Genomic DNA, 15,273 nt, shown 5'->3' with positions numbered 1-15,273 from the left:
GGACGCTAAGTTCCCAGCCATTGCGGCGATACTTGGCGCGCCCGCCGGACGGTCGCAGGCGCCCCTCGCCCGCCGCGGGCGAGGGGCTCCGGCTCAGGCTGCGGTGGGCCGCAGAGAGTAGGTTTTCAACTGATGGGCAAAGTCCCGCAGGGACTGGATGCCGCTGGCTTCGGCCTCGTGCACCCAGTCCTTGATCGCCGCCAGCATGTCGTGGCCGTTGGCGCTGGTCTTGACCCAGATCTGCTGCAGGGCCAGGCGTTTTTCGTAGATCACCTTCAAGGCCTGGCTGTGTTCCAGAATGTTCTGGATCCGCAGGTGGTGGCGGTCTTCCAGCAGGCTGGTCTCACGGGACAGCAGGCGCTTGGCGCGGTGGAACTGGTGGCGCACCGAGTGATCGACCTTGGCCAGTTCCTGTTTCACCAGCGGGCCGATCACCAGCTTGCGGTACTGGGCCATGATCTGGAACCGGTTGTTGAGGATGGCCATGGCGGTGTCCATGTCCAAGTGCCCCTTGCCTTCGACCCGATGGGCGATCGGCGCCACCCGCTGGACCTTGGCCAGCCCCAGCAGGCTGAACAGCTTGATCCAGGCCCAGCCCATGTCGAACTCCCACTTCTTCACCGAAAGCTTGGCCGAGTTGGGGTAGGTGTGATGGTTGTTGTGCAGCTCTTCACCGCCGACGATGATGCCCCAGGGCACCAGGTTGGTGGCGGCGTCACGGCATTCGAAGTTGCGGTAGCCCACGGCATGGCCCAGGCCGTTGATCACGCCGGCGGCCCAGAACGGAATCCACATCATCTGGATCGCCCAGATGGTGATGCCGATGGTGCCGAACAGCAGCAGGTCGATGACCGCCATCAGCGCGATACCACCCAGCTTGTAGCGGCTGTAGAGGTTGCGCTCGATCCAGTCTTCCGGGCAGTTCTTGCCATAGATGCGCAGGGTTTCCGGGTTTTTCGCCTCTTCGCGATACAGCTCGGCGCCCTTGCGCAGCACGGTGGACAGGCCCTTGATCACCGGGCTATGGGGATCGTCGACGGTTTCGCATTTGGCGTGGTGCTTGCGGTGGATGGCGGTCCACTCGCGGGTGTTCTGCGCCGTGGTCAGCCACAGCCAGAAGCGGAAGAAGTGTTTCAGGCCGGCGTTGAGTTCCAGGGAACGGTGTGCGGAATAGCGATGCAGATAAATGGTGACCGCGACAATGGTCACGTGGGTCATCAACAGGGTGACTGCCACCAGTTGCCAGGCGGACAAGCCAAGTAAACCTTCGTACCACATAGGCGATAAGGCCCTCGATAAAGAAAAAAACAGCTCAGGCATTATCACCAAGCTCACTGAGAAAACCAGTCGCCCTTTCAGATAAGAGTGGCGGCATGTTTCTTCCTCTATAATCCCGAACTTTTCGTGTGGAAATAGACGGACTTATGTCGGTTTCTTATCGCAATGGCTTGCGTGCCGCGCTGCTCTATCTGCTGCTGTCCCTGATCTGGCTGCAGTTCAGTGGTTATTTACTGAGCAGTTTCTTCGATGGATTCACCGATCAGGCGCACTGGCACCAGGTCAGTGGCTACGCCTGGGCACTGGTCAGCGCGGTGCTGATTTTCTTTGCCCGGGCCCGCCTGTTGCGAGTCATGGGGGCCGATCGCTGGTTGCGCCATCAACAGAAGGATCGCGAGCGCCTGCGCCAGGCGGCGGCGGTGTTCGACTGCACCCGCGAAGGGGTACTGGTCAGCGACACCCAGGGCCAGATCGTCCACGTCAATCGCGCCTTCATCGAGATCACCGGCTACCAGAGCGAAGAGGTGCTGGGGCGTCAGCCGAGCCTGTTCAAGTCCGGCCATCATTCGGCGGACTTCTACAAGGCGATGTTCGACTCGCTGGAGAAAACCGGAGAGTGGAGCGGCGAGATCTGGAATCGGCGCAAGAGCGGCGAGATCTACCCGCAGTGGCAGAGCATTCGCGCGATCCGTGATGAACAGGGCGAGCTCACCCACTATGTCGCGGTGTTCTCCGACATCAGCGCGATCAAGGATTCCGAGCACGAACTGGCGCACCTGGCCCACCACGATCCGCTGACCGACCTGCCCAACCGCCTGCTGTTCACCGACCGTGCCGAACAGGCCCTGGCCTCGGCGCAGGTCCACAAGCGCGGCTGCGCCATGCTGATGATCGACCTCGATCACTTCAAGATGATCAACGACAGCCTTGGCCACAACGTCGGCGACCAGTTGCTCAAGGCGGTGGCCGAGCGCCTGGGGGACCTGTCCGGACAGGGCATCACCCTGGCACGACTGGGGGGCGACGAGTTCGCGGTACTGGCCGAAAGCTGCCCGCAGCTGGTGCAGGCCGCCGCCCTGGCCCAGCGCATCATCGACGGCCTCAAGGAGCCTTTTTTGCTGGGCGAGCAGCAGGTGGTGATCAACGCCAGCATCGGCATCAGCCTGTTTCCCAGCGATGCCCTGAGCGCCAGCCAGCTGCTGCGCAACGCCGACGCGGCGCTGTTCAAGGCCAAGAGTGCCGGACGCAACGGCTATGCCCTGTACACCGAAGAACTCACCGCCCATGCCCAGCAACGGGTCGAAATCGCCTTCGAGCTGCGCCGGGCCCTGGAGCAGCAGGAACTGCGGGTCTACTACCAGCCGGTGCACGATCTTGAAACCAGCCACCTGATCGGTGTCGAGGCCCTGGTGCGCTGGGAGCATCCCCAGCGTGGCCTGGTGTCCCCGGCGGAGTTCATCCCCATCGCCGAGCGCACCGGGATGATTGCCGAGATCGATGCCTGGGTCATGCAGCAGGCCTGCCGGCAGATGTGCCAGTGGCAGGCCGATGGGGTGATGCTGTCGTTCATCGCGGTGAACGTCTCGACCCGGCTGTTCGCCCGCAGCGAGCTGTACCAGCAGGTGGCCCAGGTGCTGCACGACACCGGCCTGGACCCGGCCTACCTGGAGCTGGAAGTCACCGAGAGCGCGGTGATGGATGACCCGGAAGTGGCCCTGGAACAGATGCACCGGCTGCGCGAGCTGGGCATTCGCCTGGCCATCGACGACTTCGGCACTGGCTATTCGTCTCTGCTGCGGCTCAAGCGTCTGCCGGTGCAGAAACTCAAGATCGACCAGGGCTTTGTCGCCGGCCTGCCGTTCGATGAAGACGATGCGGCCATCTCCCGGGTGATCATCGCCCTGGCCCAGAGCATGGGCATGCAGGTGCATGCCGAAGGCATCGAACAGGCCGAGCAGGCGCGCTTCTTGCTCGAACACGGCTGCGACCTGGGGCAGGGCTACTGGTTCGGCCGGCCGATGCCGGCGGAGCAGCTCGACTGGAGCAATGCTCCCGCCATCCGCTGATCCCCTGTAGCCGCTGCCGCAGGCTGCGAACGAGTTGGGCGGCACTCCGACGCAGCGGTCGCGGCGAAGTCAGGACGCCAAGGGTTCGTCTATCGATCGCCAGGCAAGGCCCTGCGGGCCTTGTCGCAGCCTCGCGAAAGCTCGGCAGCGGCTACAGGGGCTAAGCTGCTGTCAGGTCGAATAATATTTTCTGGTTATATAAACATTCTTAAACAGTATTTTTAAGAATATCCGCGCCTATCTACTATTGCTCCCACGCCGCAAGCAGTGCCGCCACTGCCAGGCACATCTCACTCAGGAGCAGCACCATGAGCGCATCTCTACGTAGCGTTGACGGCCAGGACGAAGCAACCATCTTGCGTGAAATTCAAAGCGCCCTGCGCGACCTGCGCTTTGGCGCGGTGGAAATCACCGTGCACAACGCCCAGGTCGTGCAGATCGAACGCAAGGAAAAATTCCGCCTGCAACAGCCCGGCCACAAGCCCGGCTAATGCCGCCTCGCGCAATACCGCATTACCCTCTCGCCATCGAGAGGCCCGACTGGACAACCGGAGGGCGTCATCCATGACCCCCAGTCTGAACCCCAGCGTTCACCCACGAATGCGGGCCTGATTCGCCATAAGAAAAATGCCAGCACTTTAAAAAATTTCGGGAGCTCCACCATGTCGTCGATTCGCCGTTATGCCCTGGCCGCCCTCGCCAGTGCCGTTTTTGCCGGTTCCGCCGTTGCCAAGGATTACGAGCTGCTCAACGTGTCCTACGACCCGACCCGCGAGCTGTACCAGGACTACAACGCCGAGTTCTCCAGCTTCTGGAAGCAATCGCATCCCGGCGACAACGTGAAGATCCAGCAATCCCACGGAGGCTCCGGCAAACAGGGACGGGCGGTGATCGACGGCCTGCGCGCCGACGTGGTGACCCTGGCCCTGGCCGGTGACATCGACGAAATCGCCAAGCTCGGCAAGACCCTGCCGGCGGACTGGCAAAAACGCCTGCCCGACGCCAGCACGCCCTACACTTCGACCATCGTGTTCCTGGTGCGCAAGGGCAATCCCAAGGGCATCAAGGACTGGGGCGACCTGATCAAGAAAGACGTCTCGGTGATCACCCCCAACCCGAAAACCTCCGGCGGCGCGCGTTGGAACTTCCTCGCTGCCTGGGCCTATGGCCTGAAGGCCGGCGGTAGCGAGGCCAAGGCCCAGGAATACGTCAAGGAGCTGTTCAAGCACGTACCGGTGCTGGACACCGGTGCCCGCGGCTCGACCATCACCTTCGTCAACAACGGTCAGGGCGACGTGCTGCTGGCCTGGGAAAACGAAGCCTTCCTGGCCCTCAAGGAAGAAGGCGGCGCCGACAAGTTCGACATCGTCGTGCCTTCGCTGTCGATCCTCGCCGAGCCGCCAGTGGCGGTGGTGGACAAGAACGCCGAGAAGAAAGGCAACACCGAGATCGCCGAGGCCTACCTCAAGCACCTGTACAGCCCGGCCGGCCAGGAAATCGCCGCGAAGAACTTCTACCGTCCGCGGGACAAGGACGTCGCCGCCAAATACGCCCAGCAGTTCCCCAAACTGGACCTGGTGACTATCGACAAGGACTTCGGCGGCTGGAAAACTGCCCAACCGAAATTCTTCAATGACGGTGGCGTGTTCGACCAGATCTACACGGCCCAATAAGCCTGTTGTAGGAGCTGGCTTGCCAGCGAAGGCGCCCTCAAGGGCCACACCAGGCTGCTGGCCCCTTCGCCGGCAAGCCGGCTCCTACCAGGTAGAGCCCGCATTTGGTTGCGGGCTTTGCGTATCCGTTCCGTTAACCAAGGACTTTTATGTCGCGTCGTATCTCCCCCGTCATACCCGGCTTCGGGCTGACGCTGGGCTACACCTTGGTGTACCTCAGCCTGATTGTGCTCATTCCCCTGGCGGCGATGTTCGTGCATGCCGCGCAACTCACCTGGGAACAGTTCTGGGCAATCGTTTCGGCGCCCCGAGTGCTCGCCGCACTCCAGCTGAGTTTCGGTACCGCGTTGTACGCGGCCATCATCAACGGCGTCATCGGCACCCTGCTGGCCTGGGTCCTGGTGCGCTACACCTTCCCCGGGCGCAAGATCATCGACGCCATGATCGACTTGCCGTTCGCCCTGCCCACCGCCGTGGCCGGCATCGCCCTGACGGCGCTCTACGCGCCCACCGGCCTGGTGGGCCAGTTCGCCACCGACCTGGGCTTCAAGATCGCCTACACGCCCCTGGGCATCACCCTGGCGCTGACCTTCGTCACCCTGCCGTTCGTGGTGCGCACGGTGCAGCCGGTGCTGGCGGACATCCCCCGAGAGGTGGAAGAGGCCGCCGCCTGCCTTGGCGCCAAGCCCTGGCAGGTGTTCCGCCATATCCTGGTGCCGGCGTTGCTGCCGGCCTGGCTCACCGGCTTTGCCCTGGCCTTCGCCCGGGGCGTCGGCGAGTACGGTTCGGTGATCTTCATCGCCGGCAACATGCCGATGAAAACCGAGATCCTGCCGCTGCTGATCATGGTCAAGCTCGACCAGTACGATTACACCGGCGCCACCTCCATCGGCGTGCTGATGCTGGTGGTTTCCTTTGTCCTGTTGCTGCTGATCAACCTGCTGCAGCGGCGCATCGAACGTCCATAAGGAGGCGCGATCCATGTCTCAATCGTCTATCGCCGCCTCGTCGGCCAACGCCGCCCGCCGTGGCAGCGCCACCTCGCGGCGGGTGCTGATTGGCCTGGGCTGGCTGATCTTCGCCCTGTTCCTGCTGTTGCCGCTGTTCATCGTGGTGTCCCAGGGCCTGAAGCTGGGCATCGGCGCCTTCTTCGAGGCGATCTTCGAGCCCGACGCGCTGTCGGCGCTCAAACTCACGGTGATCGCGGTGCTGATCTCGGTGCCCCTGAACCTGGTGTTCGGGGTCAGCGCCGCCTGGTGCGTGAGCAAGTACTCGTTCCGCGGCAAGAGCATCCTGGTGACCCTGATCGACCTGCCGTTCTCGGTATCGCCGGTGATCGCCGGCCTGGTCTACGTGCTGATGTTCGGCGCCCAGGGCCTGTTCGGCCCGTGGCTTTCGGCTCACGACATCCAGATCGTCTTCGCCTTGCCGGGCATCGTCCTGGCGACCATCTTCGTCACCGTGCCCTTCGTCGCCCGGGAGCTGATTCCGCTGATGCAGGAGCAGGGCACCCAGGAAGAGGAGGCCGCCAGGTTGCTGGGGGCCAACGGCTGGCAGATGTTCTGGCACGTCACCGTGCCCAACATCAAATGGGGCCTGATCTACGGCGTGGTGCTCTGTACCGCTCGGGCCATGGGCGAATTCGGCGCGGTGTCGGTGGTATCCGGGCACATTCGCGGGGTCACCAACACCCTGCCGCTGCACGTGGAAATCCTCTACAACGAGTACAACCACGTGGCCGCGTTTGCCGTCGCCAGCCTGTTGCTGATCCTTGCGCTGTTCATCCTGCTGCTCAAGCAGTGGAGCGAATCCCGAATCAACCGCCTGCGCGCCAGCGCCGCGGAGGAATAACTCATGTCGATCGAAGTCCGTAACGTCAGCAAGAACTTCAACGCCTTCAAGGCTCTGAACAGCATCAACCTGGATATCCAGAGCGGCGAGCTGGTGGCCCTGCTGGGCCCGTCCGGCTGTGGCAAGACCACCCTGCTGCGGATCATCGCCGGTCTGGAAACACCGGACGACGGCAGCATCGTGTTCCACGGCGAAGACGTTTCCGGCCACGACGTGCGCGATCGCAACGTCGGTTTCGTGTTCCAGCACTACGCCCTGTTCCGCCACATGAGCGTGTTCGACAACGTCGCCTTCGGCCTGCGCATGAAGCCCAAGCACCAGCGCCCCAGCGAGAGCAAGATCGCCGAGAAGGTCCACGAACTGCTCAACATGGTGCAGCTGGACTGGCTCGCCGACCGCTACCCGGAGCAGCTGTCCGGCGGCCAGCGCCAGCGTATCGCCCTGGCCCGCGCCCTGGCGGTGGAGCCCAAGGTGCTGCTGCTGGACGAACCCTTCGGCGCCCTCGACGCCAAGGTGCGCAAGGAGCTGCGGCGCTGGCTGGCGCGGCTGCACGAAGACATCAACCTGACCTCGGTGTTCGTCACCCACGACCAGGAAGAAGCCATGGAAGTGGCCGACCGCATCGTGGTGATGAACAAGGGTGTGATCGAACAGATCGGCTCCCCGGGCGAAGTCTATGAGAACCCGGCCAGCGACTTCGTCTACCACTTCCTCGGCGACTCCAACCGCCTGCACCTGGGCGAGGACCAGCACGTGCTGTTCCGTCCCCACGAAGTGTCGCTGTCGCGTTCGGAGCTGGAGGACCACCATGCCGCCGAAGTGCGCGACATCCGTCCCCTGGGCGCCACCACCCGGGTGACCCTCAAGGTGGAAGGGCAGAGCGAGCTGATCGAAGCCGAAGTGGTGAAGGACCACGACAGCCTGATCGGCCTGGCCCGTGGCGAGACCCTGTTCTTCAAGCCCAAGGTCTGGCAGAAGCACAGCAGCCTCTGACCCCGCCGACCTCAGGCCTGCTGTAGGAGCTGGCTTGCCAGCGAAAGCGTCCTCCAGGTTTGCACCTGGCTCGAAGGCTCCTTCGCCGGCAAGCCGGCTCCTACGGGGGCTTGATTGTTGGCCGCAGTATTTCTCCTCAACCTCGCGTCCTGTAGGAGCTGGCGTGCCAGCGAAAGCGTCCTTCAGGTTTGCACCCGGCTTGAAGGCCTCTTCGCCGGCAAGCCGGCTCCTACGCAGAGGATGTCGCGTATCGAGGGTGGGTGATGGCGTTCGGCTATTGCTGCTAGCTCGATTCGATCTATGGCCCGTCCCCTGGCCGCGACATTCCTTATCTACTCTGGAAATGGTGCCAGGAGGGCGCAATTGAAGAGTCCTTGAAGGACCGGCGTTCTGTCTCCTGGCCAGCCTGATGCCAAGGAGACAAGCATGAAAAAGGAACTCCATCGGCCCGGTCCGAGGTTCGGTTGTGCACTATGCGGTGCACTGCTCAGCCCTATGGCCCTGGCGCTCGCGCCCCCTGACCTGTCCTCGCACATACCCTACGACGTCGCAGTGACCGCCCCCCCGACACCAACCCTGGAAAGCCTGCAGCGGGATTTTGACGTGCTGTCCTGGCAGACCTTCATCGCCCTCAACTGGCCGGCCCAGGACGACGGCAGTCCCGGCATCGGGCCCATCGGCAAGGAGGACGGCCCCACCGTCTGGGAAGGCTGGAAAGAGAGCTATCAGATCTTCCGGGCCAAGGGCGAGAAGCCTTTGGCCTGGGATGCCCCGGCGATTCTTCCCAAGCCCTGTGAAGGGCTCAAATCCGGGCGCCTGCTGCAACAGATGGGCAAGGTCGCGGGTGTCCTCGATGAGTTCATCCAGCCGTTCCAGAGCGGCCCGCTGGTGGACCAGAGCGGCACCTACACCCGCAACGAAATCGTGGTCAACCGGCCGATGTTCAACGATATCGTCGACAAGGGCCTGTACAGCGTCCAGGGCCAGCAGGCGTATTTCGCCGCCAGCCCGAACAACCGCGTGGCCTTCAGTTGCAGCTCCAATCCCCACCAGAAACTCGGCGCAATCATGGTCAAGGCCTCGTGGAAGGTGCTGGACGGCAACGACCAGCGCAGCCGCTTCCATACGGTGGACGCTCTGGTCTATACCCCCGGCAACAGCGACCCGACCCATGGGCCCATCGTGGAAGAGTCGTGCAAGGCGGAGTCGGTGGGGCTGGTGGGCCTGCATATCGTGCACAAGACCGCACTGGCGCCGCAGTGGGTCTGGTCGACCTTCGAACACGTGGACAATGTGCCGGAAAAAACCACCCCACCGGAGCAGCGCAAAGGTCCGTACCTGTTCTACAACGCTGCCAGCCCGGCCAAGGTCAACGAGCCACCGCCCCGGCCCTGGAACCCGGCGGTCAAGGCCACGCCGTCGCAAATTGTCCGTGAGATCCCGCTGACCGAGGCCGCCAAGGCACTGAACAGCACCTACCAGGCGCTGCTGCGCACGGCCAACCCTCAGAGTGTCTGGGCCAACTACCAGATGATCGACACCCAATGGCCCGCCGATCCGGCCACGGACTGCGAGACGCCGTCGCCGACCAACCCCCTGGGCAGCCCGGCCCCGACCTTCCTCGCCAACGCCACCCTGGAAACCTTTATCCAGGGCACGGTGCCCCAGGCGTCCTCCAGTTGCATGGACTGCCACAACAACGCGACGACCCGGGTCACCCAGAACCCCCGCACCACTTTCGCCGACTTCACCTATCTGTTGGAGCGTGCCCAATCCACTGGCGCCGCAGGGAGCAAACCATGAGCACCGAGCGTGAGAACTTTGTCGGCCTGTCCACGGCGTTGCTGGGGATCGGCAAGGCCTTGCTGGCGCCGTCGATCGACCCCATCGACCTGCCCAGCCAGTTTCTGGCCTATATCCGCCCGAAGCTGACCGAGGCCCAACTCAATGACCTGCTGAGCCAGTACGCCAGCCTGGTGGCTGACCAGCAGAGCCCGGAACAGATCGCCCGGGCGCTGCTGATGGACAACGGCCAGCCAGCGGCCACACCTGCGGCCAAGGCCTGTCGTTCGATCATGAAAATGTGGCTGCTGGGGGTCTGGTACCAGCCTTATGACGCCAGCAGCTTCAAGGCCGGGCAACAGTGGGTCGTGTCCGACCTGGCGTACCAGCAAAGCTGGGCCTGGAAGGTCGCCCAGGCTCATCCCATGGGCTACAGCCAGTTTCATTTCGGCTACTGGAACGAGACGCCGCCGAGCCTGGAGGCCTTTACCGGTGTACCCGCCAAGGGGCAGCAAGGAGCTTCGTCATGAGCACAGAACAAGCGGATGTGGTGATAGTCGGCGCCGGCCTGGCCGGTAGCATCATTGCCTATCAACTGGGTCTGGCCGGGATCAAGGTCCTGGTGCTGGAGTCCGGGCCGAGCATTCCGGCCAATCGCACGCAATACATGGAGCGCTTCTACAACGCCACCCTGAAGACCCCGGAGTCGCCCTATCCTCCGGCCAGCAACCTGCAGCCGCAGCTTTATCCGGAACTGCAGCCGGCCCAGCAGAATGCGCCACGGCCGACCATTGCCGACCTGATCAACGGCTGGCAGAACCCGCAGACCAGCTATCTGGTGCAGAAAGGCCCGCTGGCCTTCACCAGCACCTATGAGCGCGTGGGCGGCGGCACCACCTGGCACTGGGTCGCCACCTGCCTGCGCATGCTGCCCAATGACTTTCGCCTCAAGTCGCTGTACGGCGTCGGGGTCGACTGGCCCATCGGCTACCAGGATCTGCAAAGCGCCTACTGCCGCGCCGAGGCGGAGATCGGCGTGGCGGCGGATGTGGGTGACCAGGACTACCTGGGCATGACCTTTCCCGAGGATTATCAATTCCCCATGCACAGCATTCCGCTGTCCCTGGTGGACGAGCGTTTCGTCAAGGCGCTCAAGGGCCATTCGTTCGCCGGCATGCCGCTGCTGGTGAGCCCGACGCCGGCCGGGCGCAACTCCGAGCCTTACGCCGGGCGCCGGGTCTGTGCGGGCAATACCAACTGCACGCCGATCTGCCCGATCCAGGCCAAATACGATGCCACGGTGACCCTGAACAAGGCGCTGGAGACCGGCAATGTCCGGGTGCTGTACAAGAGTGTGGCGAGTAAGGTCAGGGTCGATGGCAAGTCCAGCATCAGCGGTATCGAGTTCATCCAGTACCAGCTGGGGGACGGCCCGCCCACCGCCAATGGCGTGGCCCTCGGGCAGCACTATGTGATCGCTGCCCACGCCATCGAGACCCCCAAGCTGTTGCTCAACTCAGCCTGTCCCGAGGCACCCCAGGGCGTGGCCAACAGCAGTGGTCAGGTCGGTCGCAGCCTGTCGGACCACCCGATCTACCTGGCCTGGGGGCTGATGCCGCCGGGGCAGACGGTGTTCCCTTATCGTGGGCCGGTGTCCACGGCGGGCATCGAGAGCCTGCGCGATGGGGCCTTTCGCAGCCGCCGGGCGGCTTGGCGCATCGAGATCGGCAACGAGGGCCTGAACTGGCCGATCGGCGATCCCTACACCACGGTGTGCGACCTGATCGACGGCCAGAACAACAGCCACACCAACCCGTTGCCGGGGGACAAGCAACCGCCCCTGGCGCTGTATGGCGGTGATTTGATCCGTGCCCTCAACGACCGCCTGATCCGCCAGTTCCGCATCGCTTTTCTGGTGGAACAGGTGGAGCAGGACCCGGATCGGGCCGACTGCTACATAGTTCCCTCCACCGAGTACAAGGACCGTTTGGGCATCCCCCGTCCGGAGATTCACTACAACCTGTCGGACTACACCAAGGAGGGTTTCAAACAGGCCCGGCAGGCCGCCACCTACATCATCACCGAGTTGCTGGGGGCCACCGAGCTCACGGACCTCAAGCCGGACCCCAAGACCAACCCCGGGTTCTTCGTCTACGACGGCGAGCCCTACAGCTTCCAGGGCGCCGGACACCTGATGGGGACTTACCGCATGGGGGCCAATCCCAGGAACTCGGTGGTGGACAAGCATCAACGCAGTTGGGATCACCGCAATCTGTTCCTGGTGGGAGACGGGGTGTTTCCCACCAGCGGCACCTCCAACCCGAGCCTGACCATCGCCGCGCTGTCGTTCCAGGCCGCCGATGTGCTCGCCAACGAGCTCAAGGCCAGTACCGTGACGGTCCAGGCCAATCAGCCCTGGCAAGGCACCGGGGTGCAACTTAATGGGATCAGTGCGCAGCGGGTGTGCTACGTCAGCGGGCACTGGTCTGCCAGCCCGGCGGGGGGCATGGTGGACGGCCGGGGCAATCCGGCCTACATCGCCAAGTCCGGCTATACCTTGCCTGGGGCCAATGAGGGGGCGCTGATCGGCCGCGTCGGGAGCGCTGGCACGCCCTTTCTGATCGGCGATCTGGCGCAGATACCGGCGGGCCAGCGAGGAGAGTTGCAGCTGTGCATCAATGACGACCTGGACGGACGTTATGGTGTCGGCCTGCAGGACAACCAGGGCGCACTGACGGTGCGAGTGGAGTTTGGCGGCTTGTGACCCATCCTGGCCGGGCGTGCAGTCGGCACGCCCGGCCGGGGACTTCAGATCATGGCTTTTTTCTGGCGCAGGGCCACGGGGCCCGAGCGCTGCTCGATCGCCTGCTTCAAGTCATGGCGCAGCCCCAGCAGGAACGCCAGCTCGGCCACCACGAACAGCGGACCGACAATCAGCCCGGAAAGATCATCGACAAAGGCCGGCTTGCGGCCCTCGTAGTAATGGCCGATGAACTGGATCACCCAACCGATCACGAACAGGCCCAGGCCGCTGCTCAACCAGAGCCCGGTGCTTTGCGCTGCCAGCGCCTGCCCGGCCCAGACCGACAGACCCATCAGCACACTCATCAACACGCCCAGGCGCAACTCCAGGCGCAGGTAGAACACGGCCGAGGCCAGGGCCAGCAGCACGGCCGGCGACACCACCATCCCCGCCAGTGGCCAGGTGGGACGGGACAGCAGCACCGCCACCGCCAGTACGATCATGGGAATGCCGATAAAGTGGCTGGCGATGTTGCGCGGGTCGCGGTGGTAGGCGGCGTATTGACTGAGATGATCAACGAGGCTTTTCATTGTTGTTCCTCCGTTAGGGTGGCCCGATCATGCCCGGCCGCCGATCACGGCACTGTCAGCTAGGCGACAATCACGCCGATGCCTTGAGGAAAAGACCTGTTCATGGACATGCAGCAGTGGCGTGAATGCCTGATGACCGGCCAGTGGTTCAGCCACCTGCCGGACTCCTTACAGAATAGTTTGCTCGCCGGTGCCCGCCTGCGCCGATTGGCGCCGGGGCAATGCCTGTTCCTGCGGGGTGATCCACCCTGCGGTTTGTATGCGGTGCTGGAAGGAACGGTGCGGGTGGGAGCGGTCAGCGAACAGGGCAAGGAAGCCTTGCTCAGCCTGATGCAGGCGCCCCACTGGTTCGGCGAGATCTGCCTGTTCGACGGTCAGCCGCGCACCCACGATGCCTACGCTGAGGGTGCCTGCACCTTGCTCCAGGTGCCGCAGTCGAGCTTGTTGCAACTGCTGGAGCAACAGCCGCAGTACTGGCGTCAGTTTGCCCTGTTGATGAGCCACAAACTGCGCCTGGCCTTTATCAACCTGGAGCAGCTGAGCCTGATGCCGGCGCCGGCCCGTGTGGCCAGCCGCCTGCTGGCGATCGCTGCCGGCTACGGCGAAGTGACCCAGCGCCGCAACCTGCTGCAACTGCCCCAGGAGCAACTGGCACTGATGCTCTCGCTCTCGCGCCAGACCACCAACCAGATCCTCAAGGACCTGCAGAACCAGGGCATCCTGCGCCTGAGCTACGGCGAGATCGAAATCCTCGACACCGACCGCCTGCGCGCCCTCGCCGGCCCCGCGTAGGGGCCCGCAAGACCGCTTTCGCCGGCAAGCCGGCTCCTACAAAGTCCCGCGCGATTTCTCTGTCGACCGTAGGAGCTGGCTTGCCAGCGAAGAGGCCCTCAAGACCGCTTTCGCCGGCAAGCCGGCGCCTACAAAATCCCGCGCGATTTCTCTGCCGACCGTAGGAGCTGGCTTGCCAGCGAAGGGGCCCTCAAGACCGCTTTCGCCGGCAGGCCGGCGCCTACAAAGTCCCGCGCGATTTCTCTGCCGACCGTAGGAGCTGGCTTGCCAGCGAAGAGGCCCTCAAGACCGCTTTCGCCGGCAAGCCGGCGCCTACAAAGTCCCGCGCGATTTCTCTGCCGACCGTAGGAGCTGGCTTGCCAGCGAAGAGGCCCTCAAGACCGCTTTCGCCGGCAAGCCGGCTCCTACAAAGTCCCACGCGATTTCTCTGCCGACCGTAGGAGCTGGCTTGCCAGCGAAGGGGCCCTCAAGACCGCCCTCGCCAGCAGTCCGCTTCTACGAACCACGATAGGTCGAGAACCCATAAGGGCTGAGCAACAACGGAATGTGGTAATGCTGCTCGGTCTGCTTGACCTCGAAGATCACCGGAATCTCGGGGAAGAAGGTGTCGCGCTTGGCCTGCTTGAAGTATTCGCCGGTCTTGAACACTACCCGGTATTCACCCGCCGTCAGCGCCTGGCCCGAGGGAAACAGCTCGCTGATCCGCCCCTGTTCGTTGGTGACGCCGCTGGACAAGGCTTTCCAGTCCTGGCCCACATGCTGCTCCAGGGTCACCTTGACCCCCGGCGAGGGCAAACCGTTTTCCAGGTTCAGCACGTGCACGCTCAAGGGATTGCCCGCCGCCAGGGCCAGGCTCGACAGGCCGCAGAAGCCGATAGCGGCCAGGCCATTACGCAAAACGTTCATGTATCACTCCTTTCTCGATTGAACAAACAACAGACTCTGTAGCCGCTGCCGAGCCCGCGAGGCTGCGCATTAGCGCAACGCGGGCGCGGCTCTCCCGTTCACTGACGTCCGGCCTCGGCCGCCAACCCCACCCGCTGTGCCGCCTGTAACGCGCACGCCTCGTCCTGCGCCGCGCCGCCCGCACCGGCAATACCCATCGCGCCCACCAGCTGGTTATCGGCAAACAATGGAATGCCGCCGCCGAGCAACAGCAGCTCCGGCAAGGTGTTGAGATTGGCCGCCTCGGGGTTGTTGCGCGCCCGTTCGGCGAACAGCCGGCTCGGGGTCTTGGTGGACAGCGCGGTGTAGGCCTTGCGTTGGCTGGCCAAGGTGTTGTGCGGGCCGACGCCATCGGCGCGCAGGGTCACCAAGAGGTTACCGCCACGGTCCAGCACCGACACCACGGCCGTGCACTGGGCCAGGCTGGCGTCGGCCAGCTGACGGGCGGTGGCCAGGTCCAGTTCGGCGTGACGGGGCAGGTCCGGTGCCGCCAGGGCGCTGCCGGCAAGGCCCAGGCCAAGACTTAGAAGAAGGGTTTTGCACATCATGGGGAAGGCTCC

At 63.8% G+C, this 15,273-nt stretch carries 14 protein-coding genes; 10 read left to right on the top strand and 4 right to left on the bottom strand.

Annotation, left to right across the window (positions count from 1 at the left end):
• Nucleotides 1-93: 93 nt before the first annotated feature.
• Complete coding sequence (gene desA, locus ACMGG8_RS02725) at nucleotides 94-1,278, bottom strand: delta-9 fatty acid desaturase DesA (RefSeq protein ID WP_414159135.1); 1,185 nt, start codon at nucleotides 1,276-1,278, stop codon at nucleotides 94-96.
• A gap of 146 nt (nucleotides 1,279-1,424) precedes the next feature.
• Here desA and dibA point away from each other — a divergent pair, with 146 nt between their 5' ends.
• The 9 genes from dibA to ACMGG8_RS02680 all read left to right on the top strand — a co-directional run bounded on the left by dibA (nucleotide 1,425) and on the right by ACMGG8_RS02680 (nucleotide 12,407).
• Entirely contained in the window at nucleotides 1,425-3,344 is a 1,920-nt protein-coding gene (gene dibA, locus ACMGG8_RS02720; protein ID WP_414159134.1) for a phosphodiesterase DibA, read from the top strand.
• Between the two features lie 308 nt (nucleotides 3,345-3,652).
• A complete protein-coding gene (gene oscA, locus ACMGG8_RS02715; RefSeq protein WP_016965985.1) occupies nucleotides 3,653-3,835 on the top strand; it encodes a sulfur starvation response protein OscA in 183 nt (60 codons plus the stop codon).
• 171 nt (nucleotides 3,836-4,006) lie between these two features.
• Nucleotides 4,007-5,017 carry a sulfate ABC transporter substrate-binding protein gene (locus ACMGG8_RS02710; protein WP_414159133.1) on the top strand — a complete coding sequence of 337 codons (1,011 nt, stop codon included), beginning with the start codon at nucleotides 4,007-4,009 and terminating at the stop codon, nucleotides 5,015-5,017.
• Between the two features lie 149 nt (nucleotides 5,018-5,166).
• Nucleotides 5,167-5,985 (top strand): sulfate ABC transporter permease subunit CysT, encoded by an 819-nt coding sequence (cysT, locus tag ACMGG8_RS02705; RefSeq protein WP_060836963.1) that lies wholly within the window; start codon nucleotides 5,167-5,169, stop codon nucleotides 5,983-5,985.
• 13 nt (nucleotides 5,986-5,998) lie between these two features.
• Nucleotides 5,999-6,868, top strand: a complete 870-nt coding sequence (cysW, locus tag ACMGG8_RS02700; RefSeq protein WP_060836964.1) for a sulfate ABC transporter permease subunit CysW — start codon at nucleotides 5,999-6,001, stop codon at nucleotides 6,866-6,868.
• A gap of 3 nt (nucleotides 6,869-6,871) precedes the next feature.
• On the top strand, nucleotides 6,872-7,861 hold the full coding sequence (locus ACMGG8_RS02695) for a sulfate/molybdate ABC transporter ATP-binding protein (protein WP_414159132.1): 990 nt from the start codon (nucleotides 6,872-6,874) through the stop codon (nucleotides 7,859-7,861).
• A 495-nt stretch (nucleotides 7,862-8,356) separates the two neighbouring features.
• Nucleotides 8,357-9,664, top strand: a complete 1,308-nt coding sequence (locus ACMGG8_RS02690; RefSeq protein ID WP_060836966.1) for a hypothetical protein — start codon at nucleotides 8,357-8,359, stop codon at nucleotides 9,662-9,664.
• Complete coding sequence (locus ACMGG8_RS02685) at nucleotides 9,661-10,173, top strand: sorbitol dehydrogenase (RefSeq protein ID WP_060836967.1); 513 nt, start codon at nucleotides 9,661-9,663, stop codon at nucleotides 10,171-10,173. Before ACMGG8_RS02690 ends, ACMGG8_RS02685 begins: the two co-directional genes overlap by 4 nt.
• Nucleotides 10,170-12,407 carry a GMC family oxidoreductase gene (locus tag ACMGG8_RS02680; protein WP_108545808.1) on the top strand — a complete coding sequence of 746 codons (2,238 nt, stop codon included), beginning with the start codon at nucleotides 10,170-10,172 and terminating at the stop codon, nucleotides 12,405-12,407. Before ACMGG8_RS02685 ends, ACMGG8_RS02680 begins: the two co-directional genes overlap by 4 nt.
• Before the next feature lie 44 nt (nucleotides 12,408-12,451).
• Here ACMGG8_RS02680 and ACMGG8_RS02675 read toward each other — a convergent pair whose 3' ends face one another.
• Nucleotides 12,452-12,976, bottom strand: a complete 525-nt coding sequence (locus tag ACMGG8_RS02675) for a DUF962 domain-containing protein (RefSeq protein WP_060836969.1) — start codon at nucleotides 12,974-12,976, stop codon at nucleotides 12,452-12,454.
• Between the two features lie 102 nt (nucleotides 12,977-13,078).
• On the opposite strand from ACMGG8_RS02675, the gene ACMGG8_RS02670 reads away from it, so the two are divergent.
• Nucleotides 13,079-13,768 carry a Crp/Fnr family transcriptional regulator gene (locus ACMGG8_RS02670; RefSeq protein WP_414159131.1) on the top strand — a complete coding sequence of 230 codons (690 nt, stop codon included), beginning with the start codon at nucleotides 13,079-13,081 and terminating at the stop codon, nucleotides 13,766-13,768.
• A gap of 495 nt (nucleotides 13,769-14,263) precedes the next feature.
• Here the strand turns inward: ACMGG8_RS02670 and uraH are convergent, their stop codons facing one another.
• Both uraH and ACMGG8_RS02660 read right to left on the bottom strand, forming a co-directional pair.
• Nucleotides 14,264-14,674: a hydroxyisourate hydrolase gene (gene uraH, locus ACMGG8_RS02665; RefSeq protein WP_414159130.1), complete on the bottom strand. Its 411-nt coding sequence runs from the start codon at nucleotides 14,672-14,674 to the stop codon at nucleotides 14,264-14,266.
• A 98-nt stretch (nucleotides 14,675-14,772) separates the two neighbouring features.
• Nucleotides 14,773-15,261: a GlcG/HbpS family heme-binding protein gene (locus ACMGG8_RS02660; RefSeq protein ID WP_414159129.1), complete on the bottom strand. Its 489-nt coding sequence runs from the start codon at nucleotides 15,259-15,261 to the stop codon at nucleotides 14,773-14,775.
• Between the last annotated feature and the right edge of the window lie 12 nt (nucleotides 15,262-15,273).

It is taken from the genome of Pseudomonas sp. BNK-45, from assembly GCF_047456255.1.
In the GTDB taxonomy this organism is placed as follows: domain Bacteria; phylum Pseudomonadota; class Gammaproteobacteria; order Pseudomonadales; family Pseudomonadaceae; genus Aquipseudomonas.
The sequence above is the reverse complement of the archived record's forward strand: the minus strand, read 5'-3'. Positions and strand labels throughout refer to the sequence as shown.